The organism is Nocardia terrae, assembly GCF_009760405.1.
In the GTDB taxonomy this organism is placed as follows: domain Bacteria; phylum Actinomycetota; class Actinomycetes; order Mycobacteriales; family Mycobacteriaceae; genus Nocardia; species Nocardia terrae.
The window spans coordinates 159,229-185,375 of the sequence record NZ_WRPP01000008.1; the positions used below are offsets into that span (position 1 = coordinate 159,229).

The 26,147-nt window shown below is 67.8% G+C and carries 29 protein-coding genes; 10 read left to right on the plus strand and 19 right to left on the minus strand.

The window, feature by feature from the left end; all coding sequences use genetic code 11:
* Nucleotides 1–16 precede the first annotated feature (16 nt).
* Nucleotides 17–559, plus strand: a complete 543-nt coding sequence (locus tag GPX89_RS33830; protein ID WP_157391780.1) for a carboxymuconolactone decarboxylase family protein — start codon at nt 17–19, stop codon at nt 557–559.
* Nucleotides 560–672: 113 nt separating this feature from the next.
* Here the strand turns inward: GPX89_RS33830 and GPX89_RS33835 are convergent, their stop codons facing one another.
* The gene (locus GPX89_RS33835; RefSeq protein WP_157391781.1) at nt 673–1,137 is read right to left on the minus strand and encodes a carboxymuconolactone decarboxylase family protein; all 465 of its coding nucleotides are present in this window, start codon (nt 1,135–1,137) and stop codon (nt 673–675) included.
* 444 nt (nt 1,138–1,581) lie between these two features.
* On the opposite strand from GPX89_RS33835, the gene GPX89_RS33840 reads away from it, so the two are divergent.
* On the plus strand, nt 1,582–2,220 hold the full coding sequence (locus GPX89_RS33840) for a YdcF family protein (RefSeq protein WP_328602615.1): 639 nt from the start codon (nt 1,582–1,584) through the stop codon (nt 2,218–2,220).
* A gap of 74 nt (nt 2,221–2,294) precedes the next feature.
* Here the strand turns inward: GPX89_RS33840 and GPX89_RS33845 are convergent, their stop codons facing one another.
* The 6 genes from GPX89_RS33845 to GPX89_RS33870 form a co-directional block, all read right to left on the minus strand.
* Nucleotides 2,295–2,744, minus strand: coding sequence for a MaoC family dehydratase (locus tag GPX89_RS33845; RefSeq protein ID WP_157391783.1), 450 nt, complete (start codon nt 2,742–2,744; stop codon nt 2,295–2,297).
* Nucleotides 2,745–2,782: 38 nt separating this feature from the next.
* Nucleotides 2,783–4,267, minus strand: a complete 1,485-nt coding sequence (locus tag GPX89_RS33850; protein ID WP_157391784.1) for a long-chain-fatty-acid--CoA ligase — start codon at nt 4,265–4,267, stop codon at nt 2,783–2,785.
* Nucleotides 4,268–4,288: 21 nt separating this feature from the next.
* The gene (gene pcaF, locus GPX89_RS33855) at nt 4,289–5,485 is read right to left on the minus strand and encodes a 3-oxoadipyl-CoA thiolase (RefSeq protein WP_157391785.1); all 1,197 of its coding nucleotides are present in this window, start codon (nt 5,483–5,485) and stop codon (nt 4,289–4,291) included.
* 77 nt (nt 5,486–5,562) lie between these two features.
* Complete coding sequence (locus GPX89_RS33860; RefSeq protein WP_157391786.1) at nt 5,563–6,720, minus strand: acyl-CoA dehydrogenase family protein; 1,158 nt, start codon at nt 6,718–6,720, stop codon at nt 5,563–5,565.
* A 68-nt stretch (nt 6,721–6,788) separates the two neighbouring features.
* Nucleotides 6,789–7,538 carry a 3-oxoacyl-ACP reductase FabG gene (gene fabG, locus GPX89_RS33865; protein WP_157391787.1) on the minus strand — a complete coding sequence of 250 codons (750 nt, stop codon included), beginning with the start codon at nt 7,536–7,538 and terminating at the stop codon, nt 6,789–6,791.
* Nucleotides 7,539–7,567: 29 nt separating this feature from the next.
* Nucleotides 7,568–8,719, minus strand: a complete 1,152-nt coding sequence (locus GPX89_RS33870; RefSeq protein WP_157391788.1) for an acyl-CoA dehydrogenase family protein — start codon at nt 8,717–8,719, stop codon at nt 7,568–7,570.
* A gap of 142 nt (nt 8,720–8,861) precedes the next feature.
* On the opposite strand from GPX89_RS33870, the gene GPX89_RS33875 reads away from it, so the two are divergent.
* Nucleotides 8,862–9,536, plus strand: coding sequence for a TetR/AcrR family transcriptional regulator (locus GPX89_RS33875; RefSeq protein ID WP_157391789.1), 675 nt, complete (start codon nt 8,862–8,864; stop codon nt 9,534–9,536).
* On the opposite strand, the gene GPX89_RS33880 is transcribed toward GPX89_RS33875, so the two are convergent.
* Nucleotides 9,533–10,135, minus strand: a complete 603-nt coding sequence (locus GPX89_RS33880) for a dihydrofolate reductase family protein (protein WP_157391790.1) — start codon at nt 10,133–10,135, stop codon at nt 9,533–9,535. The genes GPX89_RS33875 and GPX89_RS33880 overlap by 4 nt on opposite strands.
* Nucleotides 10,136–10,329: 194 nt before the next feature.
* Between GPX89_RS33880 and GPX89_RS33885 the strand changes: the two genes are divergently transcribed.
* Nucleotides 10,330–11,205 (plus strand): serine hydrolase, encoded by an 876-nt coding sequence (locus GPX89_RS33885; protein WP_157391791.1) that lies wholly within the window; start codon nt 10,330–10,332, stop codon nt 11,203–11,205.
* Between the two features lie 42 nt (nt 11,206–11,247).
* Here GPX89_RS33885 and GPX89_RS33890 read toward each other — a convergent pair whose 3' ends face one another.
* Entirely contained in the window at nt 11,248–11,952 is a 705-nt protein-coding gene (locus tag GPX89_RS33890) for a helix-turn-helix transcriptional regulator (protein ID WP_328602616.1), read from the minus strand.
* A 129-nt stretch (nt 11,953–12,081) separates the two neighbouring features.
* Between GPX89_RS33890 and GPX89_RS33895 the strand changes: the two genes are divergently transcribed.
* Together GPX89_RS33895 and GPX89_RS33900 are read left to right on the plus strand one after the other, a co-directional pair.
* Nucleotides 12,082–12,591 (plus strand): DUF2231 domain-containing protein, encoded by a 510-nt coding sequence (locus tag GPX89_RS33895; protein ID WP_328602617.1) that lies wholly within the window; start codon nt 12,082–12,084, stop codon nt 12,589–12,591.
* Between the two features lie 27 nt (nt 12,592–12,618).
* Nucleotides 12,619–13,035 carry a hypothetical protein gene (locus GPX89_RS33900; protein ID WP_157391792.1) on the plus strand — a complete coding sequence of 139 codons (417 nt, stop codon included), beginning with the start codon at nt 12,619–12,621 and terminating at the stop codon, nt 13,033–13,035.
* A 64-nt stretch (nt 13,036–13,099) separates the two neighbouring features.
* Here GPX89_RS33900 and GPX89_RS33905 read toward each other — a convergent pair whose 3' ends face one another.
* From GPX89_RS33905 to GPX89_RS33915, 3 genes are all read right to left on the minus strand, one after another.
* Nucleotides 13,100–14,455 carry a TIGR03118 family protein gene (locus GPX89_RS33905; protein WP_235948736.1) on the minus strand — a complete coding sequence of 452 codons (1,356 nt, stop codon included), beginning with the start codon at nt 14,453–14,455 and terminating at the stop codon, nt 13,100–13,102.
* A 134-nt stretch (nt 14,456–14,589) separates the two neighbouring features.
* Nucleotides 14,590–15,261 (minus strand): TetR/AcrR family transcriptional regulator, encoded by a 672-nt coding sequence (locus tag GPX89_RS33910; RefSeq protein WP_157391793.1) that lies wholly within the window; start codon nt 15,259–15,261, stop codon nt 14,590–14,592.
* A gap of 5 nt (nt 15,262–15,266) precedes the next feature.
* Nucleotides 15,267–15,665, minus strand: a complete 399-nt coding sequence (locus GPX89_RS33915; protein ID WP_157391794.1) for a hypothetical protein — start codon at nt 15,663–15,665, stop codon at nt 15,267–15,269.
* Nucleotides 15,666–15,818: 153 nt separating this feature from the next.
* Between GPX89_RS33915 and GPX89_RS33920 the strand changes: the two genes are divergently transcribed.
* Together GPX89_RS33920 and GPX89_RS33925 are read left to right on the plus strand one after the other, a co-directional pair.
* Complete coding sequence (locus tag GPX89_RS33920; RefSeq protein WP_157391795.1) at nt 15,819–16,706, plus strand: LLM class flavin-dependent oxidoreductase; 888 nt, start codon at nt 15,819–15,821, stop codon at nt 16,704–16,706.
* Between the two features lie 33 nt (nt 16,707–16,739).
* Nucleotides 16,740–17,795, plus strand: coding sequence for an NAD(P)H-dependent amine dehydrogenase family protein (locus GPX89_RS33925; RefSeq protein WP_328602618.1), 1,056 nt, complete (start codon nt 16,740–16,742; stop codon nt 17,793–17,795).
* A gap of 35 nt (nt 17,796–17,830) precedes the next feature.
* Here GPX89_RS33925 and GPX89_RS45630 read toward each other — a convergent pair whose 3' ends face one another.
* Together GPX89_RS45630 and GPX89_RS33935 are read right to left on the minus strand one after the other, a co-directional pair.
* Nucleotides 17,831–18,148, minus strand: a complete 318-nt coding sequence (locus GPX89_RS45630) for a DUF222 domain-containing protein (protein WP_328602619.1) — start codon at nt 18,146–18,148, stop codon at nt 17,831–17,833.
* Between the two features lie 38 nt (nt 18,149–18,186).
* Nucleotides 18,187–18,780, minus strand: a complete 594-nt coding sequence (locus GPX89_RS33935) for a TetR/AcrR family transcriptional regulator (RefSeq protein ID WP_157391796.1) — start codon at nt 18,778–18,780, stop codon at nt 18,187–18,189.
* Here GPX89_RS33935 and GPX89_RS33940 point away from each other — a divergent pair.
* Together GPX89_RS33940 and GPX89_RS33945 are read left to right on the plus strand one after the other, a co-directional pair.
* Nucleotides 18,779–18,931, plus strand: a complete 153-nt coding sequence (locus GPX89_RS33940; protein ID WP_198347720.1) for a hypothetical protein — start codon at nt 18,779–18,781, stop codon at nt 18,929–18,931. The genes GPX89_RS33935 and GPX89_RS33940 overlap by 2 nt on opposite strands.
* 71 nt (nt 18,932–19,002) lie before the next feature.
* Complete coding sequence (locus GPX89_RS33945; protein ID WP_328602620.1) at nt 19,003–20,007, plus strand: metallophosphoesterase family protein; 1,005 nt, start codon at nt 19,003–19,005, stop codon at nt 20,005–20,007.
* 42 nt (nt 20,008–20,049) lie between these two features.
* Here the strand turns inward: GPX89_RS33945 and GPX89_RS33950 are convergent, their stop codons facing one another.
* The 5 genes from GPX89_RS33950 to cysD are packed head-to-tail and all read right to left on the minus strand — an operon-like array spanning nt 20,050 to nt 26,029.
* A complete protein-coding gene (locus tag GPX89_RS33950; protein WP_157391798.1) occupies nt 20,050–21,183 on the minus strand; it encodes a sulfotransferase family protein in 1,134 nt (377 codons plus the stop codon).
* A gap of 19 nt (nt 21,184–21,202) precedes the next feature.
* On the minus strand, nt 21,203–22,048 hold the full coding sequence (locus GPX89_RS33955; RefSeq protein WP_157391799.1) for an SDR family oxidoreductase: 846 nt from the start codon (nt 22,046–22,048) through the stop codon (nt 21,203–21,205).
* Nucleotides 22,045–23,262: a hypothetical protein gene (locus tag GPX89_RS33960; protein WP_235948740.1), complete on the minus strand. Its 1,218-nt coding sequence runs from the start codon at nt 23,260–23,262 to the stop codon at nt 22,045–22,047. Before GPX89_RS33960 ends, GPX89_RS33955 begins: the two co-directional genes overlap by 4 nt.
* The gene (gene cysC / locus GPX89_RS33965) at nt 23,262–25,124 is read right to left on the minus strand and encodes an adenylyl-sulfate kinase (protein WP_157391800.1); all 1,863 of its coding nucleotides are present in this window, start codon (nt 25,122–25,124) and stop codon (nt 23,262–23,264) included. The genes GPX89_RS33960 and cysC overlap by 1 nt, the downstream gene beginning before the upstream one ends.
* Nucleotides 25,124–26,029: a sulfate adenylyltransferase subunit CysD gene (gene cysD / locus GPX89_RS33970; protein ID WP_157391801.1), complete on the minus strand. Its 906-nt coding sequence runs from the start codon at nt 26,027–26,029 to the stop codon at nt 25,124–25,126. The genes cysC and cysD overlap by 1 nt, the downstream gene beginning before the upstream one ends.
* Nucleotides 26,030–26,147 lie beyond the last annotated feature (118 nt).

A 26,147-nucleotide genomic window follows, 5' to 3' on the forward strand; every position in this document is an offset into this window, starting at 1 on the left:
ACGGATTCTCGAACGCATGTCAGGATTCCCGCTGCTGGAACCGGAGGACGCGCCCGCCGCCACCGCCGCCCTGTTCGCCGAGGCTCAGCAAGCCTTCGGCATGACCGCGAACCTGACCAAGGCCATGGCAAACAGCCCCTCGGCCCTGCGCGGCTATCTGGATCTCTCGGATGCCCTGCGGCACGGCCGAATTCCGCTGCCCACCCGCGAGCGCCTGGCTCTGCTGGTAGCCCAGCACAACTCCAGCGACTACGCCCTCTCGGCCCACACCTACCGCGCCACCAAGGTCGCCGGCCTCACCCCGGACGAGGCGTCCCGCGCCCGCCGAGCCGACTCCACCGACCCGGAAGCCGAAGCCTGCCTGGCCTTCGCCCACGCCCTCCTGATCCACAACGGCACGGTCACCGACGCCGACCTCCTGGCCGCCCACACCACCGGCCTCTCCCCCGAACTCCTGCTCGAGATCATCGCCCATGTAGCCCTGAACGTCTTCACCACCTACGTGACCACCGCAGGCCGAGTAGCCATCGACTGGCCCCAGACCCGCCACACCGACTGACCCACCCCCGCCGGGTCGGCCGCATCGAGGGGTCCGCCGCCCCCGAACGCCGAGTGGCACAGCGCGGCGGGATGGGTTGCCCGCCAGGGTGTGCCACTCGTTGGCTCGTCAGATCACCACTGGCCGGGGACGTATTCGCCGCCGACGAGGCCGGAGATGGCGTTGAGGCGGTTCCAGGCGTTGATGGTGGCGATGAGGGAGATCAGGGCGCCGATCTGGTCGTCGTCGTAGTTCTTGCGGACCTGGGCCCAGGTGTCCTCGGTGATGCCGCCGGTGTCGGCGAGGCGGGTGCCCTCCTCGGTGAGGGCGAGGGCGGCGCGCTCGGCGTCGGTGAAGACGGTGGATTCCTTCCAGGCGGCGACCATGGCCAGGCGCACGGGGGTCTCGCCGGCGTGGGCGGCGTCCTTGGTGTGCATGTCCAGGCACATGCCGCAGCGGTTGATCTGGGAGGAGCGGATCTTCACCAGTTCCTGGGTGGTCTTGGGCAGGGTGGACTCGTCGATGACGCGGGCCGCGGTGACGAGGCGCTTGTTGAACTTGCCGGCGACTTCGTTCTCGTACAGGTTGAAGCGGGTCATCGTGCTCTCTTTTCCGTGTTGTTCGTTGGCTTCGTCAGGTTGACGACGCGGTCCGCGAGGGTGTGACATCGGCTCGGCTGTGATGCCGATCACCGCGCCGGAACCTTCGCGACGACATCGAGAATGCCGGGCGGGGTTGATATTTCCGCTGTTCGCGCGCTGTTCGGCCGCGATGCCCCCATTTTTCGGATCTTGATTTCGCGAAACCGCCCCACGGAAGTGACCCCGGCGCGATCATGATTCGAAGATTGTGAACCGAACGGTAGTCACTATCGGACTACTCAGGGGGTTGCGATGCTCGACGCAGGCAGACATCGGAGAATCTCACCCGGCGGTCAGTGGCAGGGGGTCCACCCGACCGCAGGACGCGGCCGCACCGGCCGACATCACCGGGCAGCACCGAAAACCTTCCGCACCAGGGCCATTCAGGCCATGCTGCCCGGTGTGACGGTCATCGCGCTGGCCACCGGCGGCACGGCGCATGCCGAAGCACCACCGCCGCCGCCCCCGATCGACCCGCTCGAGGGCCTGACCCAGGACATACCCGCCGACATCAACGCGCTCTCGACGCTGAACTTCACGAATGTCGACCTGTCTAATGCCCTTCCCGGCGTGGACCTCCCGGGCATCAACCTGCCCGCGCTGTTCGCCCCCGACACCGCGATCGTGGTGCTCGGCTATGGCCTGCAGCCGGACGGTCAGATGCGCCCGGAGCTCATGGCGCGCCTGTACGCCGGGTACGTCTCGGCGCTGCTGTCCCCGCAGGCCCCGGTCATCGTGACCGGCGGCAACCCGCAGAACGGGGTGACCGAGGCGGACGCCATGGCCGACTGGCTGGTGGACCACGGCATCGACCGCGATCGCATCCACACCGAGACCAAGGCCAATTCGACGGTCCAGAACGCGGCCTTCTCGGCGCAGCTGATGGACCTGATCGGCGCGCACACCGCGATCCTGATCACCTCGGCGGACCACATCGCCCGGGCGCTGTCGAACTTCCAGGCGGCGGGGATCTCGGTGGTCGCGACGGTCACGCCGGACGCTGCCCCGCTGTCGGCGGTGCCGTTCGGACCGCACAGCTAGCCGAGAAGCCGCACAGCCAGCCGAAAAGCGAAGGCCCGCCGATCGATTCGATCGGCGGGCCCATTTCGCGCGACTCAGGCGAGATAGCGGGTGATGCTCTCGGCGACGCACGCGGGCTTCTCCACGCCCTCGATCTCGACGGTCACCGTCCGCACGACCTGCACGCCGCCGGGGATGTCGGTGACGGAGTCGAGGGTGAACCGCCCCCGGATGCGGCTGTCCACGAGCACCGGGTTGATGAAGCGAACCTTGTTGAGCCCGTAATTGATCGCCATGCTCGCGCTGACGTTCATGACCTCGGCGGTCATCGGCACGGTCAGCGACAGGGTGAGGAACCCGTGCGCGATGGTGCGCCCGTACGGTCCGGCGGCGGCGCGGGCGGCGTCGACGTGGATCCACTGGTGGTCGCCGGTGGCGTCGGCGAAGGTGTCGATGCGCTTCTGGTCCACGGTGATCCAGTCGCTGACCCCGACCTCGGTGCCGACGGCGGCGCGCAGCTGGTCGAAGTCGCTGAAGTCGATCATGTTCTGTTCCTCCGGGCTAGGCAGTGTTCGAAAATCCGCTACGCGTAGCGCTGCTTGAGTTCACGCTTGAGGATCTTGTGGGTCGGCCCCATGGGCAGTTCGGTGACGAACTCGACGCGGCGCGGGTACTTGTACCGTGCCACATGCTCTTTGGCGTAGTCGATGACTTCCTCGGCGGTGAGCGGCCCGGACGGCACGACGACCGCGAGGATCTCCTCGCCGTAGTTCTCGTCCGGCACGCCGATGATCGCCACCTGCGCGATGTTCGGGTGCCGCAGCAGCGCCGCCTCGACCTCGGTCGGGTACACGTTGAACCCGCCGCGGATGATCATCTCCTTGATCCGGTCGACGATGCGCAGGTAGCCCTGTTCGTCCTTGATGCCGAGGTCGCCGGTGCGGAACCAGCCGTCCACCATGACTTCCGCGGTGGCGTCGGGGTTTCCGGTGTAGCCGCTGAACACATTGTGCCCGCGCACCACGACCTCGCCGATGGCGCCGACCGGCAGCAGCTCGATGCGGTCGCGCAGGTCGGCGGCGGCGATCTCGACCTCGACGCCCCAGACGGGATGGCCGACGGTGCCGATCTTCGGTCCGAGCGTCGGCTGGTTCACCGTTGCGGTGGGCGAGGTTTCGGACAGGCCGTAGCCCTCGAGGATGTGCGAACCGAAGACCTTCTCGAATTCCTCGATGATGACCGGCGGCATGGCCGCGCCACCGCTGATGCACAGCCGCAGCGCGGGCAGCGCGGTCGCGTCCTTCGCCGCCGCGAGCAGCCCGTGGTACATGGTGGGCACGCCGTGGAAGGTGTTGATGTTCTCCTGCACCATGAGCTCGAGCGCCTGTGCCGCATCGAATCTCGGCAGCAACACCAGGGTCGCGCCGACCCGCCAGTGCGAGTTCATGGAGACGGTCTGCCCGAACACGTGGAACAGCGGCAGCGCGCCCAGGGCGATGTCCTCGCGGTTCACCTCGTTGGCGTCGAAGGCGTTCACGGTGGCGCACATGACCATATTGAGGTGGCTGAGCTCCGCGCCCTTGGGCCGCCCGGTGGTCCCGCTGGTGTAGAACACGACCGCCGTGTCGAGCGGGCTGCGCGCGACGTAGGTCGGAATCGCTTCTCCGGTCAGCTCTTTCGGGCTCAGGCAGTCGATGCCGACCCGGCTCGCGGCCTCCTTGCCGACGGCCTCCACCATCGGATGGCAGATCATGACCTTGGCCCCGCTGTCGCGCAGCACGTACTCGGCCTCGTCGGCGGTGAGCAGCAGATGCACCGGCACCACGGTCGCGCCCGCGGCCAGGATGGCGAAGTAGGCGCGCGGGAAATCCGCGGTATTGGGTCCCATGAGCGCGACCCGGTCGCCCGGGCGCACCCCGAGTTCGATGAGCGCCCCGGCCTGTTCGCGGGCCTGCCGCCACAGGTCGCGGAAGGTGATGCGCTGGTCGCCCTCGATCAGGGCGAGGTGGTCGGGTCGCCGCCACGCCGGTTCGGCGAGGATGCCGGCCAGGGAGAGAGTCGCGTTCATTGAGACCTCGGTTCGATCGGATCAGCGTTCGAATAGGACGGAAATGCCCTGTCCCACACCGATACACATGGTGGCGATGGCGCGGTGGGCGTCGCGGTCGGACAGTTCCAGGGCGGCGGTCAGGGCGAGCCGGGCGCCGCTGGCGCCCAGCGGATGCCCGAGGGCGATGGCCCCGCCGTTGGGGTTGACGTGGTCGGCGTCGTCGGGCAGCCCGAGAGACCGCAGCACGGCCAGGGATTGCGCGGCGAAGGCTTCGTTGACCTCGAGGATGTCGATGTCCCCGATGCCGAGACCGGTTCGGTCCAGCAGCTTTTCGGTGGCGGGCGCGGGACCGATGCCCATGACGCGCGGCGGGACGCCGACCGACAGGGCCGCGCCGACCCGTGCCAGCGGGGTGAGGCCGTATCGCTCGACCGCCCGCTCCGAGGCGATGAGCACGCAGGCCGCACCGTCGTTGACGCCGGAGGAGTTGCCCGCGGTGATGGTTCCGCCGGGCACCACGGCGTGCAGCTTCGCCAGGGCTTCCGGCGAGGTCGCACGCGGATGTTCGTCCGCGGCGACCACAATCGGCTCGCCCTTGCGCTGCGGCACGGTGACCGGCGCGATCTCTCGTGCCAGCCGCCCGTTGCGCTGGGCGGCGGCCGCCCGCTCCTGGGAGCGGAGGGCGAAGGCGTCCTGGTCTTCTCGCGAGATCCCGAATTCGACCGCCACATTCTGCGCCGTCTCCGGCATGGCGTCGGTCCCGTACTGCTCCCGCATGCGCGGATTCACGAACCGCCACCCGATGGTGGTGTCGAAGACCTCGTTCGAACGCGCCCACGCCGCACCGGCTTTCGGCATGACGAACGGCGCACGGGTCATCGACTCGACGCCGCCCGCGATGACCAGATCGGCGTCCCCGGCCTTGACCGCGCGCGCGGCACTCGCCACCGCGTCCAGCCCGGATCCGCACAACCGGTTGACCGTGCTGCCCGCTACCTCCACGGGCAGCCCGGCCAGCAGCCCCGCCATGCGCGCCACATTCCGGTTGTCCTCCCCGGCCTGATTGGCGCAGCCGAAGATGACGTCATCGACAGCCGCCCAGTCCACGGACGGAAGCCGTTGCACCAGTTCGGCGATCACGTGTGCGGCGAGGTCGTCCGGTCGTACGGTGGCGAGCGCGCCGCCGTAGCGACCGAACGGAGTGCGCACGCCGGCGACCAGATATGCGGCGGTCATGCCGAGGCTCCCCCAACCCGAGCCTCGGCAATTCCCGTGCGCGGCAACGCTATACCGGGGATCGTCATCGTCGCGGCCTACAGTCCCATGCTCTTGGCGATGATGGTCTTCATGACCTCGCTGGTGCCGCCGTAGATCCGGTTCACGCGATTGTCGGCGTAGAGGCGGGCAATGGGGTACTCGTTGATGAATCCGTAGCCGCCGTGCAACTGCAGGCAGCGGTCGATGACGCGGTGCGCGACCTCGGTGCAGAACAGTTTGGCCGAGGCGGCGTCGGCGGCGGTGAGGGTGCCGTTGTCGAGGGCGTCGAGGCCGCGGTCGACGACCGCTTCGGCCGCGTCGACCTCGGCCTGGCAGGCGGCCAGCTCGAACTTGGTGTTCTGGAAGGCGGCGACCGGCTGTCCGAAGACATTGCGCTGCTTGGTGTACTCCTTGGCGAAGCGGATGGCCGCGCTCGCCTGGGCGTACGCGCCGACCGCGATGGACAGGCGCTCCTGCGGCAGGTTCTGCCCCAGGTAGGAGAAGCCCTTGTGCTCCTCGCCCAGCAGGTCCTCGACCGGCACCTTGACGTCGGTGAAGTTGAGCTCGGCGGTGTCGGAGACCTTGAGGCCCAGCTTGTCCAGCTTGCGGCCGACGCTGTAGCCCTCGGACTTGGTATCGACGACGAACAGCGAGATGCCGTGGCGGCGATCGGTTTCCGACGGCGGCGCGGTGCGGGCGCACACGATGACGCGGTCGGCGAGCACGCCGCCGGTGATGAAGGTCTTCGACCCGTTCAGCACGTAGTGCGTGCCATCCGCGGAAAGCTTCGCGGTGGTGCGCATTCCGGCCAGATCCGAGCCGGTGCCCGGCTCGGTCATGGCGATGGCGAACATGATCTCGCCGGTGACGAAGCCGGGCAGCCAGCGCTGCTTCTGCTCCTCGGTGGCGAGATTCTTGATGTAGGGCAGGCACAGCCCGACGTGCACCCCGGACCCGCCGAAGGACACCGCCGCGCGGGCGCATTCCTCCATGAGGATGGCCTGGAACTTGAACGACTCGATGCCCGCGCCGCCGTACTCCTCCGGCACCTCGATGCCGAAGACGCCGAGTTCGCCCAGCTTGTAATAGAAGTCGCGGGGCGCGATACCGGCGGCGTACCACTCCTCGTAGACGGGGACGACCTCGGCTTCGATGAATGCCCGCACGGTCTCGCGGAAGGCGTCGTGGTCCTTGTCGAAAACTGTTCTCTGCATGACTCTTCTGTTCTTGTAAAGGGGTTTCAGGGGAAGCCCCTGAGAGCTACCGAGAGTTGGGCGTCTCGTCAGAGGCGGCGGCCGCCGTCGACGTAAATGGTCTGGCCGGTGACGAAGGAGGCGTCGTCGGAGACCAGGAACGACACCACGTTCGCGATGTCGACCGGCTCGCCGACGCGGCGCAGCGGGGTGATCTTGGCGGCCTGCTCGCGGAACTCCTCTGGGGAGACGCCCACGCGGGCGGCCGTGGCGTCGGTCATCTCGGTGACGATGAAGCCCGGCGCGACAGCGTTCACGTTGATGCCGAACGGCCCCAATTCCATTGCCAGCGTGCGGGTCAGGCCCTGGATGCCCATCTTGGCGGCCGAGTAGTTGGCCTGGCCGCGCGCACCCAGCGCGGACACGCTGGAGGTGTTCACGATCTTGCCGGACTTCTGCTTCACCATGTACTTCTGCGCCTCGCGCGAGCACAGGAACGCGCCCTTGAGGTGCACCGACATGACGATGTCCCAGTCGTCGACCGACATCTTGAACAGCAGGTTGTCGCGCAGCACGCCCGCGTTGTTGACCAGCACGTCCACCGAACCCAGTTCCGCGGCAACGCGTTCGAACGCGGCGGCGACCTGCGCCTCATCGGTGACATTGCAGCCCACCGCGATGGCCTTGCCGCCCTTGGCGACAATGGCGTCCACGGCGTCCTTGCAGGCGGCCTCGTCGAGATCGACGATGGCGACGGCGAATCCGTCGGCGGCCAGGCGGGCCGCGGTGCCCGCGCCGATTCCGCGGGCCGCACCGGTCACGACTGCGACTTTCGACATGAGTGGATCTCCCTGTCTGTGAGTGACGTTCAGAGGAAGGCGTTCACGCCGGTGAGGGCGCGGCCGATGAGCAGTTTCTGGATCTGGCTGGTGCCCTCGTAGAGGGTGAGCACGCGCGCGTCGCGCAGGAACTTCGACACCGGGTATTCGTCGATGTAGCCGTATCCGCCGAACACCTGGATGGCGTTGTTGGCGGCCTTCACCGCGGCCTCGCTGGCGAACAGCTTGGCGACCGAGGCCTCGGTGCCGAACGGCTTGCCCTTCTCCACCAGGTCGGCGACCCGCCAGGTGAGCAGCCGCGCCGCCTCGACCTCGACGGCGATATCGGCGAGCAGTTCCTGAACCAGTTGGTAGGAGGCGATCGGCTTGCCGAACTGTTCGCGCTCCCGAGCGTATTTCACCGCGGCTTCCAGGCAGCCGCGCGCGACGCCGACGCATCCGGCGGCCACGCCCATGCGGCCCTTGTCCAGGGCCGCCATGGCGATCTTGAAGCCCTGGCCGAGTTCGCCGAGCCGGTTGGCGTCGGGCACGCGGACCCGGTCGAGGACCAGCTCCGCGGTGGCCTGGCCGCGCAGGCCGAGCTTGCCCTTGATCTCCTTGCGCTCGAAGCCGGGCGCATCGGTGGGGACCAGGAAGGCGGTCACGCCCTTGGGGCCCGGGCCGCCGGTGCGCGCGAAGATGATGGCGACATCGGCCCAGGTGCCATTGGTGATGAAGATCTTGGTGCCGGAGAGCAGCCAATCATCGCCGTCCGCAACGGCTTTGGTGGTGAGGCTGCCCGCATCGGATCCGGTGCCCGGCTCGGTCAGGCCGAAACAGCCCAGCGCCTGCCCGGCGCACAGCCGCGGCAGCCACTCGTGCTTCTGCGCGTCGGTGCCATAGGTCTTGATGGTCTTCGAGACCAGCCCGAGCGACACCGACACGATGCCGCGCACCGAACTGTCGCCGCGCCCCAGCTCCTCGAGCAGCAGGCAGTAGTCCAGGGCGGTGCCACCGGACCCGCCGTACTCCTCGGGAATCTCGATGCCGAGGAATCCCATCTCGCCGAGCTTGCCGACGACGGCGGTGTCGACCGATTCGGCGCGATCCCATTCGGCCGCGTACGGGACGACCTCTTTGTCGACCCAGGCCCGGGCCACATCGCGCAGTTCGCTTTGCGACTCGCCGAGTTCGAAGTCCATGGTTGTGATCTCTCCTAACCAAACGTTGTTAGGTTTATGACTCGAAGCTATCCTAACAGCGTTCGGTTAATCAAGGACCGAGTGATAAATTCAACCCCCACACCAGGGGTCATTGGGGTCCCGCACAGAGGAGGTGAGCCGGATGGCCAGGCCGAAAGTGCCGCTGCTGAGTCGCGAACGCATCCGCGAGGCGGCCCTGACCCTGATCGACCGCGACGGGCTCGCCGAGCTGTCCATGCGCAAGCTCGCCGCCGAACTGGGCGTGCAGGCGGCCTCCCTCTACACCCACTACCCCACCAAGGACGCCGTCCTCGACGACATCGCGAGCGGCCTCATGGCCCGGGTGGACGTCTCGGCCTTCGACCAGGGCTGGCGCGTCGGCCTCGTCTCCTGGGCCCACTCCTACCGCGACGCCCTGGTCCGCCACCCCAACTTCGTCGCCTACCTTTCGGCGGGCCCCGGTACCCGCGACGAGAACCTGCGCGCCGCCGACGCGGTCCACGGCGGCCTGGTCTCCGCGGGCTGGCCCCCGCGCGACGCCACCATGATCGGCGCGGCCACCCGCTACCTCGTCATGGGCGCCACCATGGGCTCGTTCTCCCGGGGCTTCGTCGACGACGTCCAGGTCTACCGGGACCGCTACCCCCATCTCGAACAGGCGCACCTGCTGCGCGCCAAGGCCGACGAAATCGATGCCGAGAGTTTCGAACTGGCCCTGTCCGCCTTCGTCGACGGCCTGCAGCTGCGCTACGACGCCATCGAAAAGGAGCGGGCCCGCCGCCGGCGGTCCCGCTCCACAGGTTCCGAATCCGATTAGGCCAGGTGCTCCCGGGCCTCCTCGTACCCAGCCGCCGCGGGGGCCGCGGCGGGACCGTAGACCACGTGCAGCACACCGGTCTTGAACGGCGTCACCGAAAGCATCTGCAGCGGAATCGGATTCCCCTCGTCGAACAGCCGCAATCCGCCGTTGCGGAGCACGACCGGGTGCACGAACAGGTGCAGCTCGTCGAGCAGCTCGGCGGCCAGTAACTGCCGCACGATCGAGGTGGAGCCGCTCAACGTGATGTCCCCGCCCACTTCGGCTTTCAGCATGGCCGCGGCCTCGACCAGGTCGCCCGGCAGCTGTTCGGAATTGCGCCAGGTGAGATCGAGTTCGCGGTGCGAGAAGACGACCTTGCGCATATCGCCGAGCGCCTTCGCGAAGCCCGCGTCCGCCTCGCCGGAGTTCTCCCGCTCGGGCCATGCCCCCGCGAATCCCTCGTAGGTCACCCGGCCGAACAGCATGGTGTCGGCGGTCGCGGCCAGCGCCGACACGGCCTCGCCCATCTCCTCGTTGTAGTACGGGAAGTGCCAGTCCTGCGGGTCGGCGACAATGCCGTCCAGCGAGATGAACATTCCAGCGGTGATCTTGCGCATCGGTGTGCTCCTTGCAGTTCGTCATGGGTTCGGCCGCGCGGTTATCGGATAGGACGGGGCTCGCCAACGGAATTCATCGCACCCGCTCACAGCTTTCTCCCAGCGGGCTCACGGGATGCCTGCAGCCATCTGCCGATCTAACAGGCATGAGTCCGAATCGGAAGCGGGTAGCGGGGGGATCTTCGTGGCGGCGCGTGTCGACGGTGGCATGCGCGGCCCTCATCACCGGGGCGGCACTGCTGTCCGCTCCGGTGGCAATCGCCGACGCCCACCATCCGGACACCCCGGCGGCATCACCCGCACCGACTCCGGTCGCCGCCACCCAGCCCAGCGCCCCGACCCCCTCCGCCGCCCAGCTCGCCGAGCAGATGCAGGCCGCCGTGGAAGCCTCCTCCCCCGGAACCCAGGTGGGCATCGACATCACCGACACCACCACCGGGGCGGTTCTCGTCGGCCTCAATACCGGTCAGCAGTTCTACACCGCGTCGGTCGTCAAGCTCCTGATCGCCCTGGACGCCCTGAATACCCAAGGCTGGCAACCGGATTCGGCCACAGCGGACGAGGTGACCCAGATGCTGTCCGCCAGCGACGACGACATCGCCGACGCCCTGTGGGATGCCAACGGCGGCAACGACATCGTGACCCGCATGGCCGATCTCATCGGCCTGCCCGGCACCCAGCCCCCATCCGATCCCACCGAGTGGGGCGAAACCCTCACCACCCCAGCGGATGTGGTGACCATCTACCACTACATCACCACCCGGGTCCCCGCCCCATCCCGCACCCTCCTCCTGACCGCCCTCAACCACGCCGACCGGATCGCCGCCGACGGCACCGACCAATTCTTCGGCATCCCCGACGCCCTCACCCCCGACACCTGGGCCGTCAAACAGGGTTGGATGACCCTCGACACCTCCACCACCCTCGACACCACCGGCTTGGTCGGCACCTCAGCCCAGCCCGACCGCTACGCCGTCGTCATCCTGACTTCCCAACCGGCGGACACCGATTGGGCCACCGGCGGCGCGGCTCTCACCGCAGCCCTCGCCCCGGTGCGGAGCATCCTGTAGCCACCGACGTCGAGCCGGGCCCGACCTCGCGAAGCGACCCGGCTACGCGGGATTCGCGGTGCGCGGACGCAATTCGACGCAGCATTCACCGGGCTTAGGAGCCAGGATCGCTTCGACGGACTCCGCACCCAAGCCGTCGATGACGCCGGTGAGGTAGGCGTGGTTCAGGCCGCAGACCAACTCCGGGGCCTTGGCCGCCAAGGGGTGAAAAGGACAGTTGTGCAGGCGAATACAGGACGGTGCCGCGCGGCCCGGCTCGAAACCCTGGTCCGCGAGCAGGGCCTGCAGCAGCGTCAGCGCTCGTTCCGCGCCGAGGCGGCCGGGCTTGAGGCGGTCGCGTTCGGCGTCGCCGAGGTCGACGCCGCGTTGAGCTGCGACGCGAACGGCTGTCTCGCGGGCGGTCTCGTCCGCCCCCTCGGAAAGGACCGCGCCCATGAGGATTTCGGCGAGGATCTCGTAGCGACGTTCCGGGATGCTCACGCGCACATCGGTGTCGGCGGGTTCGTAGACCTTGGGGGTGCGGCCGACGCGGCGGATCGTGCCGACGGATTCGTAGTGGGCGCGCAGCAGGCCGGCGGCGACGAGCTTGTCGAGGTGGAAGGCGGCGAGCTTGCGGGAGATGCCGACCTCGGCGGCGGCCTCGTCGCGGGTGACCGGGCGGCGGGCGCGGCGGATGAACCAGTACATGCGGCGGCGCGAGTCGTCGTCGAGGGCGGCGACGGCACCGATCGCGGCGGGACTGGTCACAGGACCACGATAACTCCCACCGTGTTGTCCGAAAGGCAATGGGTACTCGTTCGGCGTGTAGCGCTTGACCCGGAGAGATAATTACACCAAAAATACTTTCCGAAATTCGGTGCTGGTTGGGAGGTTGTCGTGACCGCGGATCCACAGCAGGCCAAACGCCCGGTGAGCGCGATGCTGGCCGGGCCGTACGGCCATCCGTTCCATCCGATCCTGGTGACGGTGCCCATCGGAGCCTGGGTGGCGAGCCTGGTCTTCGACATCGGCTCGCACGTGGTCGAGGACCCCGAGTTCCTGGCCCGGGGTGCGCTGTGGCTGATCGCCCTCGGCGTGCTCGGCGCGCTCGCGGCGGCGACCGTCGGATTCCTCGATTTCCTGGCCATTCCGGCCGGGACACCGGCCTTCCGCACGGGCTTGCTGCACCTGAGCCTCAATCTCGCGGTGACCGTCGCCTTCGCGCTGGATTTCGTGTGGCGGCGAGCCGAGGGCGCCCATGGCGCGGTGCCGATCGGACCGCTGCTGCTGTCGGCGGCGGCGCTCGCGACGCTGTCCGTATCCGGTTATCTCGGCGGCAAACTCGCCTACCGCTATGGCGTCCGGGTCGCCGACGAGGCCACCCAGGCCACCGGTTTCCACCGCTGAATCCCCTCTCTTCGACAGGAGTTCGTCATGGCCATCGCGGCACTGATCACCTGGCTGCTCACCGCGGGCGGCGGGTTCTTCCTGCTCGGCACCTGGATCGCCAAAGGCGGTGTGCGGGAGCCGGGTCGCAGCCATCTGCCCCCGCCCGTCATCTTCGGCCACTTCCTGCTGGCCGCCGCCGGGCTGGTGTTGTGGATCGTCTATCTGATCGCCGACGTCGACGCGCTCGCCTGGGTCGCGTTCGCGCTGCTGGTTCCGGTGGCGCTGCTCGGCTTCTTCATGCTGTTCCGCTGGCTGCCGGTGTACCGTGCCGGCACGCCCGCGGTCGGGCAGGCCGAGCCGGCCGAGCGCCACTTCCCGATCCTGGTCGTGGGCGGGCACGGCCTGTTCGCGGTGATCACCGTGGTGCTGGTGCTGCTGACCGCGCTCGGCGTCGGGAGCTGATCGCGAAACGGCCGCGGCCCCGAGCCGGGATCAGCTCGGGGCCGCGGGATCTCGCGTGTGCGGACTACTTCAGGCGCAGGCTGCCGAAGAGTCCTTCCTTCTCGTCGTTCGGGCCGGCGGTGAAGTACAGCGCGTCGGCGTCGCCGAGGCTCTCGCCATTGCCGAACATCAGGCCCCACAGGCCGTCGATCTCGACCGGCTTGCCGTCGGCGTCGCGCAAGTAGTCGACGAACGCGCCGGACTTGTCGTCGAGGGCCAGGATGTGGCCCGCGCCGCCGAAGTTGCCGACCAGCAGCTTGCCCGCGAGCGGGCCGAAGCTCTGCGGGGCGAGGGTGACGGCCCACGGCGCGTTGAGTCGGCCGTCCGCGTCGAGGGTGCGAACCAGCTTGCCGTTCTTGTCGAATTCGGCGATCCGGCCCTTCTCGGCCTTGTCGCCCGCGTCCTTTTCCTTGTCCTTGTCGAGCTTGTCTTCCTCGCCCGCCTTGAGCTTGTTCGGGTCGCCGCCCTCGGACTGGGTGACGGCGTAGGTGACGAAGACGCGGTCGCCGATGGTGGCGACATTGAAGGGGGCCGGGTCGCCGACCTTCAGCTTCTTGCCCTTGGCCGGGTCGGCCGGGTCGATGGCGTCACCGGTGGCGAAGGGATTGGCGAAACCGGTGGTGGGCACCAGCTTCCAGTCCTTGTCGAAGGTGCGGATCTGCGGGTCGGTGCCGAAGTCGGCGGCCAGCAGCCTGGTGTTGGAGGGGTCCAGGGCGATGCCCTTGAACTTCATACCCGCTGCGGTGCCGTCGAATTCGAGCACGGCCGGGCCGTCGTGGCGCACGATCGCGCCGCCCGCGCCCTGCTCGGTCCAGCCGGAGATCTTGCCGGAGTCGGCGGCGAAGATGAATCGCGCGGAGCCGGTGAGCTTCTCGTCCTTGCCGTCGTAGCTGACCGGCTGGTCCTTCACCGCGAAGATGTCGGAGTTGAGCGGGGCCGGGTTGAAGACCACGCCGGTGGTCTTGCCCTCGGAGTCGTCGCCGTCGTCGTCCGGGATGGAGTCCGCGCCGGGGACGTTCACCAGCTTCAGCGGATCCTGGAACATCTTCTGGTACTTGGCATCCGGCGACTTGGTCACGTCACCGACGAACTGGAACGAATAGCCGCCCGCCCCGACCCAGAAGTGCCCGCCCACGCCCTTGGGCCGGTTGGCGAGGCCCCACGCGTCGATGAAGTTCGGATCGGTGAACTGCGCCTGGTCCGACTCCTTGTTGGAGGCGATATTGACCTGGGTGTAGCGGTTCCCGTCGAGCGCCTTCACGTCGTCGTGGTTCGACTTCGTGCTGCTGCACGCCGCCGCCATGACCAGCGCGGCCCCCACCGCCGACACCCGCAGCAGGTTCTTGCGCACCGGCGACATACCGCCCGAGCGTCCGTTCATCTTCAGGTCCTCTTCCAACACAACGCCCAGGTGCGGCGTTAGGTGATGCTAACCATAGCTGCCACTCGAGCCATCGTCATTAGGGGACCCTCATTTCCACCCGGAACCACCGTTCCCGCAGGTCCAGCGGCTGATCAGCTGCTCAGATCCTCGATGAGATCCAGGGCCGGATAGAGGACCGGGCGCAGTGGACGGAGTCTCGACAGGGCCACGATGCGTTCGACCAGCGGCGCGGTCCGGCGGATCAGCAGCCGGGTGCGTTCCTGCTCGGGGCTGCGGTCGTGGACCCAGAACAGGACGATGCCCATGTGGGCCAGCCACAGCAGATTCGGCAGCTCGGCCATCAGCCGCTTGTCGCCCTTGACGTCCGTGCCGATGACCACGTCGCTCATGATGGCGGTGGCAGCCTGCCGGGCCGGGCGGCTTTCGTCGCTGAAGGGGCTGAGCGGGCTGGTGGGCTCGGCGGCGATGGCGAAGAATTTCCCGCCGAACTCGTGGTAGGGCGCGGCCACGTCGACGAAGGCCAGTTCCATGGCCAGCCATCGGGCGGCGAGGGAGCCGCTGCGCGGGGCCCGCTCGACCCGTTGCTGATGCAGGACCTGGATGTGCTGGTAAAAGCCTTGGACCAGCTGCTCTTTGGAGGTGAAGTAGTAGTAGGCGTTGCCGACGCTGACACCGGCTTCGCCCGCGATCGCGCGCATGGTGGTCTTCGTGTAGCCGTTCTGCTCGAACAGGCGCAGGGCGGCGTCGATGATCTGCTGGCGAGTTTCCTCGCCGCGCGCGGTCGCGGGCTCGGGGCGGGGCATGGGGCTCAGGCTAACTGGGCAGCGTCGATCTGCAGCGGGGGGACATCGTCCTGCTGCTCCATGTGCCGGCTGCGCCGAATTTTGTTCAGGGCGATCAGGTTCGCGAAGTGCATGCCACCGAGCACGAGCAGCACCATGCCGAGTTTCGAGGCGAGGTCCTCGATCGCGGCGCGCGCATCGACGACCGGGCCGCTGATGCGCAGAGCCAGTGCCACGAAGCCCGCGTTCACGAGCCAGAACCCGATCACCAGCAGATGGTTCACGGCTTCGGCGAGGTCGCCGTCCCCGTTCATGACATCCACCAGGAATCGCGCACCGGTGCGATGCAGGACCCGCGCCACCCAGAACGTGACCGCCAAGCTGACGACCGCATAGGTCGCATATGTGACGACGACGAGATTCATTTTCCCAGCTCCTTGCCTATTTGAACGTGTTCAACTGTGAGAGTAGGCCAGTTTTTGAACGTGTTCAAGTGTGTGCGGCGCAACACCTCGGTCCGCACGTCCAGGCATCGAAACCGCCCGACCCGTCCGGGTAGGTCTGGCAGGGTCGGCCCCATGAAGATCGGTGTCGCACTTCCACAGATGGCTCCCGGCTACGGACCGGGTACGACGCTCGACTGGGCTCGGCGAATCGACGCGGGCCCGTTCTCGAGCGTCTCGGTGGGCGAGCGGGTGACGTTCTCCAATCCGGAAATGGTGGCGACGCTGGGCGCCTGCGCGGCGGTGACGGAGCGGGTGCAGGTGCTGGGGAACCTGTGGGTGCTGCCGCAGCATCCGGTGGCGATGGTCGCCCAGCAGATCGGCACGCTCGACCAGCTCGCGAACGGCCGCCTCGAGGTAGCCGTCGGCGTCGGTGGGCGCGAGCACGACTATCGCGCTCTCGGCGCCGATTTCACGCGGCGGCACCAGCAGCTCGATGACAAGGTCGCCGAGCTGAAGTCACTGCTCGCCGGTGAGCCGCCGTTCGAGGGCGCGGATCCGGTCGGGCCGGCGTGCGTGCAGCCGGGCGGGCCGATCATCCTCGCCGGAGCGATGGGTCCGAAGGCGATGCGCCGGGCGGCGCGGTGGGCCGACGGCATCTCCGGCTTCAGCATCCCGGGCCGCGCCGAGGAGATCGCCGCGACGAACGACCTCGCCGACCAGTGCTGGGCCGAGGCGGGTCGTGCGACGAGCCCGCGCAAGGTGAGCGCCTGCTTCACCGCCCTGGGCGTCACCGACGCAGCAGAAGTGCTGCGCGCCTTCACCGCTCGCTACCTGGGCTTCCTCGGGCCCAAGCTCGCCCAGGTGATCGCCGACACGACGCGGGCATCGAGTCCCGAGGCGCTCGCGGCCATTCTCGATGGCGCGGAGCAGGCCGGGTGCGACGAGTTCATCCTGGTCCCGGCCGTCACCGACCTGAAGTTCCTCGAGGTGGCATCCGAGGTGGTGGCCGCGCGGTCTTGACGCTCCGGGAATGAAACGTGTTCCATTCCTGGTGTGACTCTGCGCGTGATCCAGTGGGCCACCGGTGGACTCGGCCGGGCCGCGATCGGACAGATCCGGCTGCACCCGGATCTCGAGCTCGTCGGGTGCTGGGTGCACTCGCCGGGCAAGGTCGGCCGGGACGCCGGTGAGCTGGCCGGGATCGGCCCGATCGGCGTCATCGCCACCGACAGCATCGACGAGATCCTCGCGCTCGACGCCGATTGCGTCCTGTACTCGCCGCTGATGCCGAATCCGAAAGAGGTTGCGGCGATTCTGCGTTCGGGCAAGAACGTCGTCACACCGCTGGGCTGGTTCTGGCCGACCGCGGAGGAAAAGGAGCGGATGGTGGCGCCCGCCCTCGAGGGCGGCGTGACGCTGCACGGGACCGGGATCGACCCGGGCGGCGCCACCGAGCAGCAGCCACTGTTCTTCACGGGCCTGTCCAGCGCGATCACGTTCGTCCGCGGTGAGGAGTACTCCGACATCCGCACCTACGACGCCCCCGACGTGGTACGCCACCTCATGGGTTTCGGCCAGTCGCCCGAGCAGGCGATGCACGGTCCGATGCTGGCCCTGCTGGACAACGGGTTCGACCAGTCGGTGCGAATGTGCCTGGACACCCTCGGATTCGCCGACGCCGAGATCCGCCGCAGTCGCGAGGTGGCGGTGGCGACCGCGCCGATCGACTCGCCGATCGGCGAGATCCAGCCCGGCCAGGTCGCGGCCCAGCGCTTCGCCTGGGAGGCGTTCATCGGCGACGCCAAGGTTGTCAGGGTCGCGGTCAACTGGCTGATGGGCGATGAAAACCTCGACCCGCCTTGGAAGTTCGGCGAGGGCGGCGTCCGGTTCGAGGTCGAGGTGAAGGGCGACCCCGACTGCCGGGTGACGATCCACGGCTGGCATCCGAGCAGCGTGGCGGCCGGGCTGGAACGCAATCCCGGCATCGTCGTGACCGCGGCGCACTGCGTGAACTCGATCCCCTACGTCTGTGCCGCCGAACCGGGCCTGCTGACCTTCGTCGACATGCCCGTGGTCACCGGCCGCGCGCACCCGGACCTGGCACGCTGATCACCCGGGCGGCTCGCGCCCGGATTCGAACCGGCTCAGCTCGCCGCCGCCAGGACCCGCCAGACCTTCCTGGCGCGCGGGCGAGGCTGCGGGGCCGCGTATTCGATTCGACGGCGGGCTTCATCAGTGCTGATGCGCAAAAGATCGGTCAATAGGTCCGCGGTGTCGCGGTAGCCGGTGTCCGCGGCGAGGCCGCGACGTTCGGCTTCGGCGACGGCCGCGCGCATGGCGGCATCGAGTCGCCTGCGGCGGCGTTCGGTTTCGACGAGGGTGCGCAGCAAGTCGACATCGGCCAGGTCCGGCCATCCTGAGGCCGACGCCTTCGGCGCCAGCGCGGTCGAGTGTGTGTTCACGCGACGCAGCATACCGCAGACTTAGAACATATGTTCGATTATGTCCGGGCGAGGCCGACGAGTTTGACGAGGAAGCGGTCGAGCTGGTCGGCGGCGGGCGGCCAGGGCATGTCGGGTTCGTTGATGCGCTGGGAGAGCATGCCGTTCACGGCGGTGCGCAGATCGATGGCGACGGTGGTGGCGTCGTCGGCGGGCGCGAGGTTCGCGTCCATGCAGCGCTGGACGGCGTCGACGGTGCGCTGGACCATGACCTCCTTGAAGGGCATGCCGAGTCTACGGTGCACCAGACTCTCGTGCAGGACCTTGTAGAGCCCGGGATGTTCCTGCGCCCAAGCCATCTGGGCCAGCATGCGGGCGCGCAGGGCGCGGCCGGGATCCGCCTCGGCGGCCTCGGCCGCGTCACCCGCCCCCACCAGATCCTCGTGACACCGCCGCGCCACCGCGAGCACCAGCGAATCCCGGTCCGGGAAGTGCAGATACACCGACGTCGCGGCGATTCCGATGGCCCGGGCCACGGCACGCAGCGACAGCGCCTCGTCATCGGCGAGCTCATCGAGCATCACCATCGCGGTCCCGACGATCTCCTCCCGGAGCATCTCGCCGCGACCGCGGGCGTTGGGGACCTTCCGCATGCACACCCAGCGAGCCCTCGGTGGCGGCGCGTCCATCGACGACGTCCGAGATGTCCTACGCTTCAACGCCCGATTCGGCGCGACCCGAGCCGGGCAGGCTTGGAAGGCATTCCACGCCCACGCCGCCGAGGCCGGTTGGGATCTCACCTGACGATTCCGCCGCAGGGACCCCCGCGGATATTGCTTTGCTCGCCGAAAGCGGCTGTGGCTACGGTTTTTCAGGTGCGGCGAACTGTCATCATCGGCGATATTCACGGGTGCTTCGACGAGCTGGTCGGGCTGCTCGAGAAGGTCGAGCTCGCGGAGGACGATCTGCTCGTCAGTGTCGGGGATCTGGTCGACCGTGGGCCGAAGCCGCTCGATGTGGTGAACCTCTTTCGTGGACGCCCGAACTCGGTGGCCGTCATGGGCAACCACGAACGCAAGCATGTCCGCGGGATCTACTCCTACGCACAGGAAATCACCCGATTGCAGGCCGGTGACGGCTATGCCGACATGGTCGAGTGGATGCGGACGCTGCCCTATTACTTCGAGAACGACCACGTCCGCGTCGTCCATGCCGGCCTGGTGCCCGGCATCCCGCTCGCCGACCAACGCGAGGAAATCCTCTGCGGCTCCACCCGTGGCGAGCGCGAACTCCAGACCCTGTTCCCCGACAGCTTCTGGCACGACCACTACACCGACGCCAAGCCCATCGTGTTCGGCCATCACGTCACCGGCCCCGAGCCCCTGATCCGCGACAACCGCATTCTGGGCCTGGACACCGGCGCCTGCCACGGCGGCGTCTTGACCGCGCTCAGCCTGCCGGACTTCATGATTCACTCGGTGCCGGCACGAGCCGATCACTGGTCGCAGGTCAGAGACCAGTGGCAGCTGCCGGTCCTGAAAACCAAGCCGTGGCACGACTACACCTGGCCGGAACTGGCCCGGGAAATCACCCGCTTCTCCCCCACCTCGGATGCCCCCACCACCGCCTGGCTGACCGCGGTCGAGCAGTGGTCCACTGACCTACGCTCGATGCTCCCCGCGCTGGTCACCGCCGCCCACACCACCGCAACTCGACTCGACACCGATCGACTTCAACAGCATCCCGCCGCTCCGTACCTGTTCCAAGCCCGCCGGAACAGGCTCGACCTGTCAAGCCTGACCGAGCAGTGCACCACACCCCGCAAAACGATCGCCCTCGCAACCGCCTTGCAGCTCAACGTGCCCGAGTTTCCCCGATAGTCGCGGCCGGATGGGCGGAGTGCGCATCCGGCCGCGCGGTGGTCAGAGTTGGAATTCGGCTCGGACCTGGGCTTCGGTGAGGCCGTAGTCGGCCAGAGAGTATTTGTGGACCGGTTTGCGGTCGCCGGACTTGGATTCCTCGTCGAGGGTGGTCATGGCGGTGCGGGCCGAATCCGTGTAGTCGAGACCGAATTTCGTGTAGATCTTCTCGATCGTGGCGAAGGGGTCGGCGCGCAGTTCGTCGAATTCGATGTCGAGGAACTGGTCGGGGTTGTATCGCGCTCGGGCGGTGTTGAATTCGCGCAGGCCGCGGGACCACAGTTCCAGCTGGGTCGAGCCGATTTTCTCGCCCACGAAGGTGGTGGACCAGCCCTGGGTGGTGGCCTCGGACAGGCTGCAGGAGGAGCCGACGATGGTGACCGGGTCGCGGTGGGTCTGGATGATCAGCGCGTCGGGGTAGACCTTCATGAGCGCGTCGAGGGCGAACAAGTGGCTGGGGTTCTTGAGGATCCAGCGGCGCTCGTCGCCCAGGCCGATCAGCTGCAGGTTCTTCTTGTGCCGCGCGTAGGCGTCGGTCCAGTCCTGTTTGCGCAGCCACTCCGAGTAGGTCGGCAGGTAGGCCAGCGACTCGTAGGAGACCGATTTCACCGTCTGCCGCAACAGCTGCCAGCATTCCTCGGGCTCGGCGGCGGTCATGTAGTGCAGGCCCATGTATTCCGGGTTTTCGATCCGGTGCTGGGCGAAGCCCTGGTCGACGGCCTGGTAGACGGGGTTGTCGGCCCAGGTGTCGCGGGGCGGGCGCGGCTGCGGGAAGTCGGCCAGCCACATTTCCAATGCCTGGTGCTGCGGGTCGGCGGCGAGCAGGCGGTGCAGGGCGGTGGTGCCGGTGCGGGGCAGGCCGGTCACGAAAATCGGCCTGGTGATGCGGGTTTCGGTGTGGGTCGGGTTCGCGGCCCAGGAGGCTTCGCTCAGGGCACGGGCGACGAGCGCCCCGCGCAGGAAGTAGCGGCTCATCTTCGAGCCGAGCTCGGTGAGCCCGGCGTCGCGCTGATAGGACTCCAGCAGGACTTGCAGCGCTTCCAGGTAGTCGTCGGATCCGAAATCGGTGAGGCCGCAGACTTTCGACGCCGAGTGGTGCAGATCCTCGACGGTGCCGACGTTGGTACGTCCGGTCATGATGGGTGGAACTCCTTGCTCAGACGTGGTATTCGCCGCAGTTGACGTCGATGGTCTGCCCGGTGATGGCATTGGCCCACGGCGACATGAGGAACACGATGGTCTGGGCGATCTCGTCGGGCAGCGGCAGCCGCTTCAGGTCGGACTTGGACGCGGTCTGCTGGTAGACCTGTTCCTCGGTGATGCCGTACTTCTTGGCGATCTCGCTGAAGTACCACTTGAGCTGATCGGTCCAGATGTAGCCGGGCAGCACGCTGTTGACGCGAATGCCCTTCTCCCCCAGCTCGGTCGCCAGGGTCTGCGACATGGCGAGCAGGGCTGCCTTGGCGACCTTGTAGCTGCCGTAGCGGGGTTCGGAGTGCCGCAGCACCATGGAGTTGACCATGACGACCGAGCCCTTGGTCTCGGCCAGCGGGTCGGTGAACGCCTGGGTCATGCGCAGATTGCCGAGCACGGTCAGGTCAACGCTCTCGCGGATCTGCTCGAAGTCGGTGCGCGCCAACGGCTTCATGGACGGCACCTTGAAGGCATTGTTCACCAGGGCGTCCACGCGACCGAAGGTCTCGAGGGTCCGCGCGGCCAGGTTCTCGACGGTGGCCGCGTCGGTGATATCGGTGGGCACGCACAGGGTTTCCGCGCCGCCCTCGGCCGCGATCTCCTCCGCGACTTCCTTCAGCCGCGACTCCGTGCGCGCCGCGAGCACGACCTTCGCCCCGGCGGCCGCGGCCTCGAGTGCGATGGAGCGACCGAGACCAGGCCCGATTCCGCTGACAACCACGACCTTGCCCGCGAGCAGACCCGTCTGGAGTCGGTTCGGGGTTTCAGGGGCTTGCCCCTGAGAGTTACGAGAGTTGTCCTCGGTCATCCGAGCATCCTTTCCGCGAAGGCGCGCTGGCGAGCGGCGATCCGCTCACGCCATCCGGCCTCGTCGATCCGATTGTGTTCGAAGTTGGGCAGTTGTTCAGCCACTTTGTCGAAAGGAACGAGCTCGATGGTCGGGCCGTCCTCGGGGGTCATCGGCCGGTCCACCCGCTGCCAGCGGAACTGGAGGATGCCGAGCTTGCGGCCGGTGGTCTCGATCCAGTTGGCGACACCGGGGTTCCGCGCGGAGACGACCATGCGGATCATGCCGTCGGGATCCACCTGCGCCTGCCGGTGATTCAGCGAGGTCTGATGGTTGACGTAGTCCAGCGAGATGTACCAGCGGCTGCCGAGCTGGAAACCCTGGTACGGCGCATCGGATTTCGGCACGGTGATGATGAGCGCCTGATCGTCGTCGAGCTCGAAGTGCCCGACCGAGGAGTACTGGGTGCTCAATCCGCCGGGCGTGAGCCGCGGCTCGGTCAGCGTATTGACCGGCAGGTTCAAATAGAACCACTTCGGAAAGTTGAACCAGGTGTGCACCCGGGTCAGCAGCATGCGCCCGGCCGCCCGGTACCGTTTGCGCAGCTGTTCCACGCCCGGCTCGACCGGCGCGGTGCCGACGGTGTCGACCCGCTCGATGCGGATGGTGCCCTTGCGCTCGGTATTCCAGTCGCCGTACACCTCGCGCACGGCCAGCATGGACGCGCCCTCGGAGAGCACGAAATAGTTCGGGCCCGGGTTCTCCTTGGGCGGCCCGAACCGCAGCTGGTAGCTGCCGTCCTCGTTGATCCGCAGCCGCCGGTCGTCGAACGCGTCGTCGCCGTTGGGCACGTCGGAGGCGGTGTAATCGCCCTTGAGCACCTGGAAACTCAGGTCGACGGTGCTGCCGCGCACGCCGGTGAGCAGGTACTCCGCGCTCGGATCGATATTGGCGCTGTAGTACAGCGTGTCCGGGTTGTCCAGGCCCATCTTGGTATACGGCCCGGTCGCGGTGACCAGGTACGGGTGCGAAGTGCCGTGCGCCCGCGACAGCTGCAGCACCGCGGCGATCCCGGCCTGCAGGTAGTCGTAGCCCTCCGCCAGGTCGTGCGGGTCCCGGATGAAATCGGCGGCGGCGATGAGCTTCTCCGCCTCGGCGACGGCCGCGAGGAACGGCTCGGTGAGCGGCAGCTCCGCGTGCTTTTCCATGACCTCGGCCTTTTCTGTGTCTGTCATCAGTTTTCAGCGATCCCTAGTGATTCTCGAATTCGATGGGCGATCTCGGACGGCGTCCCGTCCGAGGGGACAATGGTCAGGTCGGCGAACTCCGGCCGATCGTAAGGTGAACTGACACCGGTGAATTCGGGCAGTTCCCCGGAACGGGCCTTCTTGTAGAGGCCCTTCGGGTCCCGCAGTTCGCACTCTTCGAGCGGGGTGTCGACGAAGACTTCACGGAACGCCAGGTTCCGGCCGTCGTGCAGCTTCCGCGCTTCCCGCCGCTCGGCGCGGAACGGGCTGATGAGCGAGACGATGGCGACGACACCGGCGTCGGCGAACAGCGCCGCCACCTCGGACACCCGGCGGATGTTCTCGCGCCGATCCTCGTCGGTGAAGCCCAGGTTCTTGTTCAGCCCGTGCCGCAGGTTGTCGCCGTCGAGCAGGTAGGCGGGCTGCCCGGAGGCGATCAGCTGCCGCTCCAATTCCACCGCGATGGTGGACTTTCCGGAGCCGGACAGCCCGGTCAGCCATACGGTCGCGCCGGTGCTCAGCCGCTGCCCGCGCTCGACCGCGGAGCTGTGCCACACCACGTTCGACGCCTTGTGCTCGACTCGCGGTGCGCCGGTGGAGCGTCCGGTGATCATGCCCGCGGCGACGGTCTGGTTGGTGGTCTCGTCGATGAGGATGAAGCTGCCCGTGGCGCGGTTCTCACGGTAGGGGTCGAACAGCAGCGGCTGCCGGGTCTTCAGCGTCACGCGCCCGATGTCGTTGAGCGACAAGCTGTCCGCGTCGGTCTGCCGGTGCAGGGTGTTGACGTCGAGCCGGTAGTCCAGGTCGCTGACCTCGACCTTGGAGGTCTGGGTGGCGGTGCGGATGGAGTACGAGTTCCCCGCGCGCAACTGGGTGTCGTCGGAGAACCAGCACACCATGGCGTCGAGTTCACGATCGGTGTGCGGCTGGTTGCCGGGCCGAGCGAGCATATCGCCACGGCCGATGTCGATTTCGTCGTCGAGGGTGAGCGAGACCGCCATGCCGGTGAACGCCTCGTCGACCTTGCCGCCGCCCGGAGCCCAGATCTGGTTGACCCGGCTGGTGCGCCCCGACGGCAGCACCACCACCTCGTCGCCCGGCTTGAAGATGCCGCCCGCGACCGTGCCCGCATAACTGCGCTGGCTCCCGCCGTGCGGGCGGATCACGTACTGCACGGGCAGCCGGTTGTCGATCAGGTTGCGGTCGGAGGCGACATGCACTTCCTCCAGGTGCCGCAGCAGCGGCGGGCCCGGATACCAGTCGGCGGTGTGCGCGGACGGATCCACCACATTGTCCCCGTGCAGCGCCGACACCGGGATGAAGCTCAGGTCGCCGACATCGAGCTTGGTGGCGAAATCCGCGAATTCCGAACGGATCTCCTCGAACCGCTGCTCGGACCAGTCGACCAGATCCATCTTGTTCACGCACAGCACCAGGTGTCCCACACCCAGCAGCGAGGACAGGAAGGCGTGGCGGCGGGTCTGCTCGGAGACGCCCTTGCGCGCGTCGACCAGGATGAGCGCCAGGTCCGCGGTGGACGCGCCGGTCACCATGTTCCGGGTGTACTGCACATGCCCCGGGGTGTCGGCGATGATGAATTTGCGTCGCGGCGTGGTGAAGTAGCGGTAGGCGACGTCGATGGTGATGCCCTGCTCGCGTTCGGCGCGCAGGCCGTCGGTCACCAGCGACAGGTCCGGCCCGCCGTTGCCGCGCGAGAGGCTCGCGCGCTCGATGGCGTCGAGTTGATCGCTGAACAGGCTCTTCGAGTCGAACAGCAGCCGCCCGATGAGGGTGGACTTGCCGTCGTCGACGCTGCCGGCGGTGGCGAGCCGTAACAGGTTGCGGCGCATCAGAAGTAGCCCTCTCGCTTGCGGTCTTCCATGCCGGACTCGGAGATCCGGTCGTCGGCGCGGGTGGCGCCGCGTTCGGTCAGGCGGGTGGTCGCGGTCTCGGCGATCACCTCGGCGGGGGTGGCGGCGGCGGATTCCACGCAGCCGGTGCAGTCGGCGTCGCCGAGGGTGCGGAAGCGGACGGTGGCCTCGAACTTGGTCTCGTCGGGCCCGAAGGTCAGGAATCGGTTGTCCGCCAGCAGCATTCCGTCCCGCTCGACCACGGTGCGATTGTGCGCGTAGTACAGCGGGGGCAGTTCCACCTCGGCCTGGCCGATGTACTCCCAGATGTCGAGCTCGGTCCAGTTCGACAGCGGGAACACGCGGATGTGCTCGCCCTTCTGATGCCGCCCGTTGTAGAGGTTCCAGACCTCGGGCCGCTGGGCGCGCGGATCCCACGCGCCGTACTCGTCGCGGAAGCTGAACACCCGCTCCTTGGCGCGCGCCTTCTCCTCGTCGCGCCGCGCGCCGCCGAAGACCGCGTCGAAGCGGTGCTCGCGGATGGTGCGCAGCAGGGTGGCGGTCTGCAGCCGGTTGCGGGTCTCGCCCGGGCGTTCGGTCACCCGTCCCGCGTCGATGTCGTCCTGCACCTTGCCAACGAGCAGCTGTGCTCCCAGCCGCGCCACGGTGCGATCCCGGAAGTCGATGACCTCGTCGAAGTTTCGCCCGGTGTCGATGTGCAGCAGGGGGAACGGCAGCGGTGCGGGCCAGAACGCCCGCCGCGCCAGCTCCAGCATGACCGCCGAGTCCTTGCCCCCGGAGAACAGCAGCACCGGCCTTTCGAAGGTGGCCGCCACCTCCCGGATGATGTGCACCGATTCCGCCTCCAAGGCGTTCAGGTGCGACAGCTCATATCCCGCGCGCATCTGCCTCTACCCACTCGTTCGCGTCGTCCCGATCCCGGCTACCCGAAGGCTTGCGATGTCGAATACTCGACGCTATTGTTCGATAATGTGACACCGACGATAGGTCGGCACCTGGGCG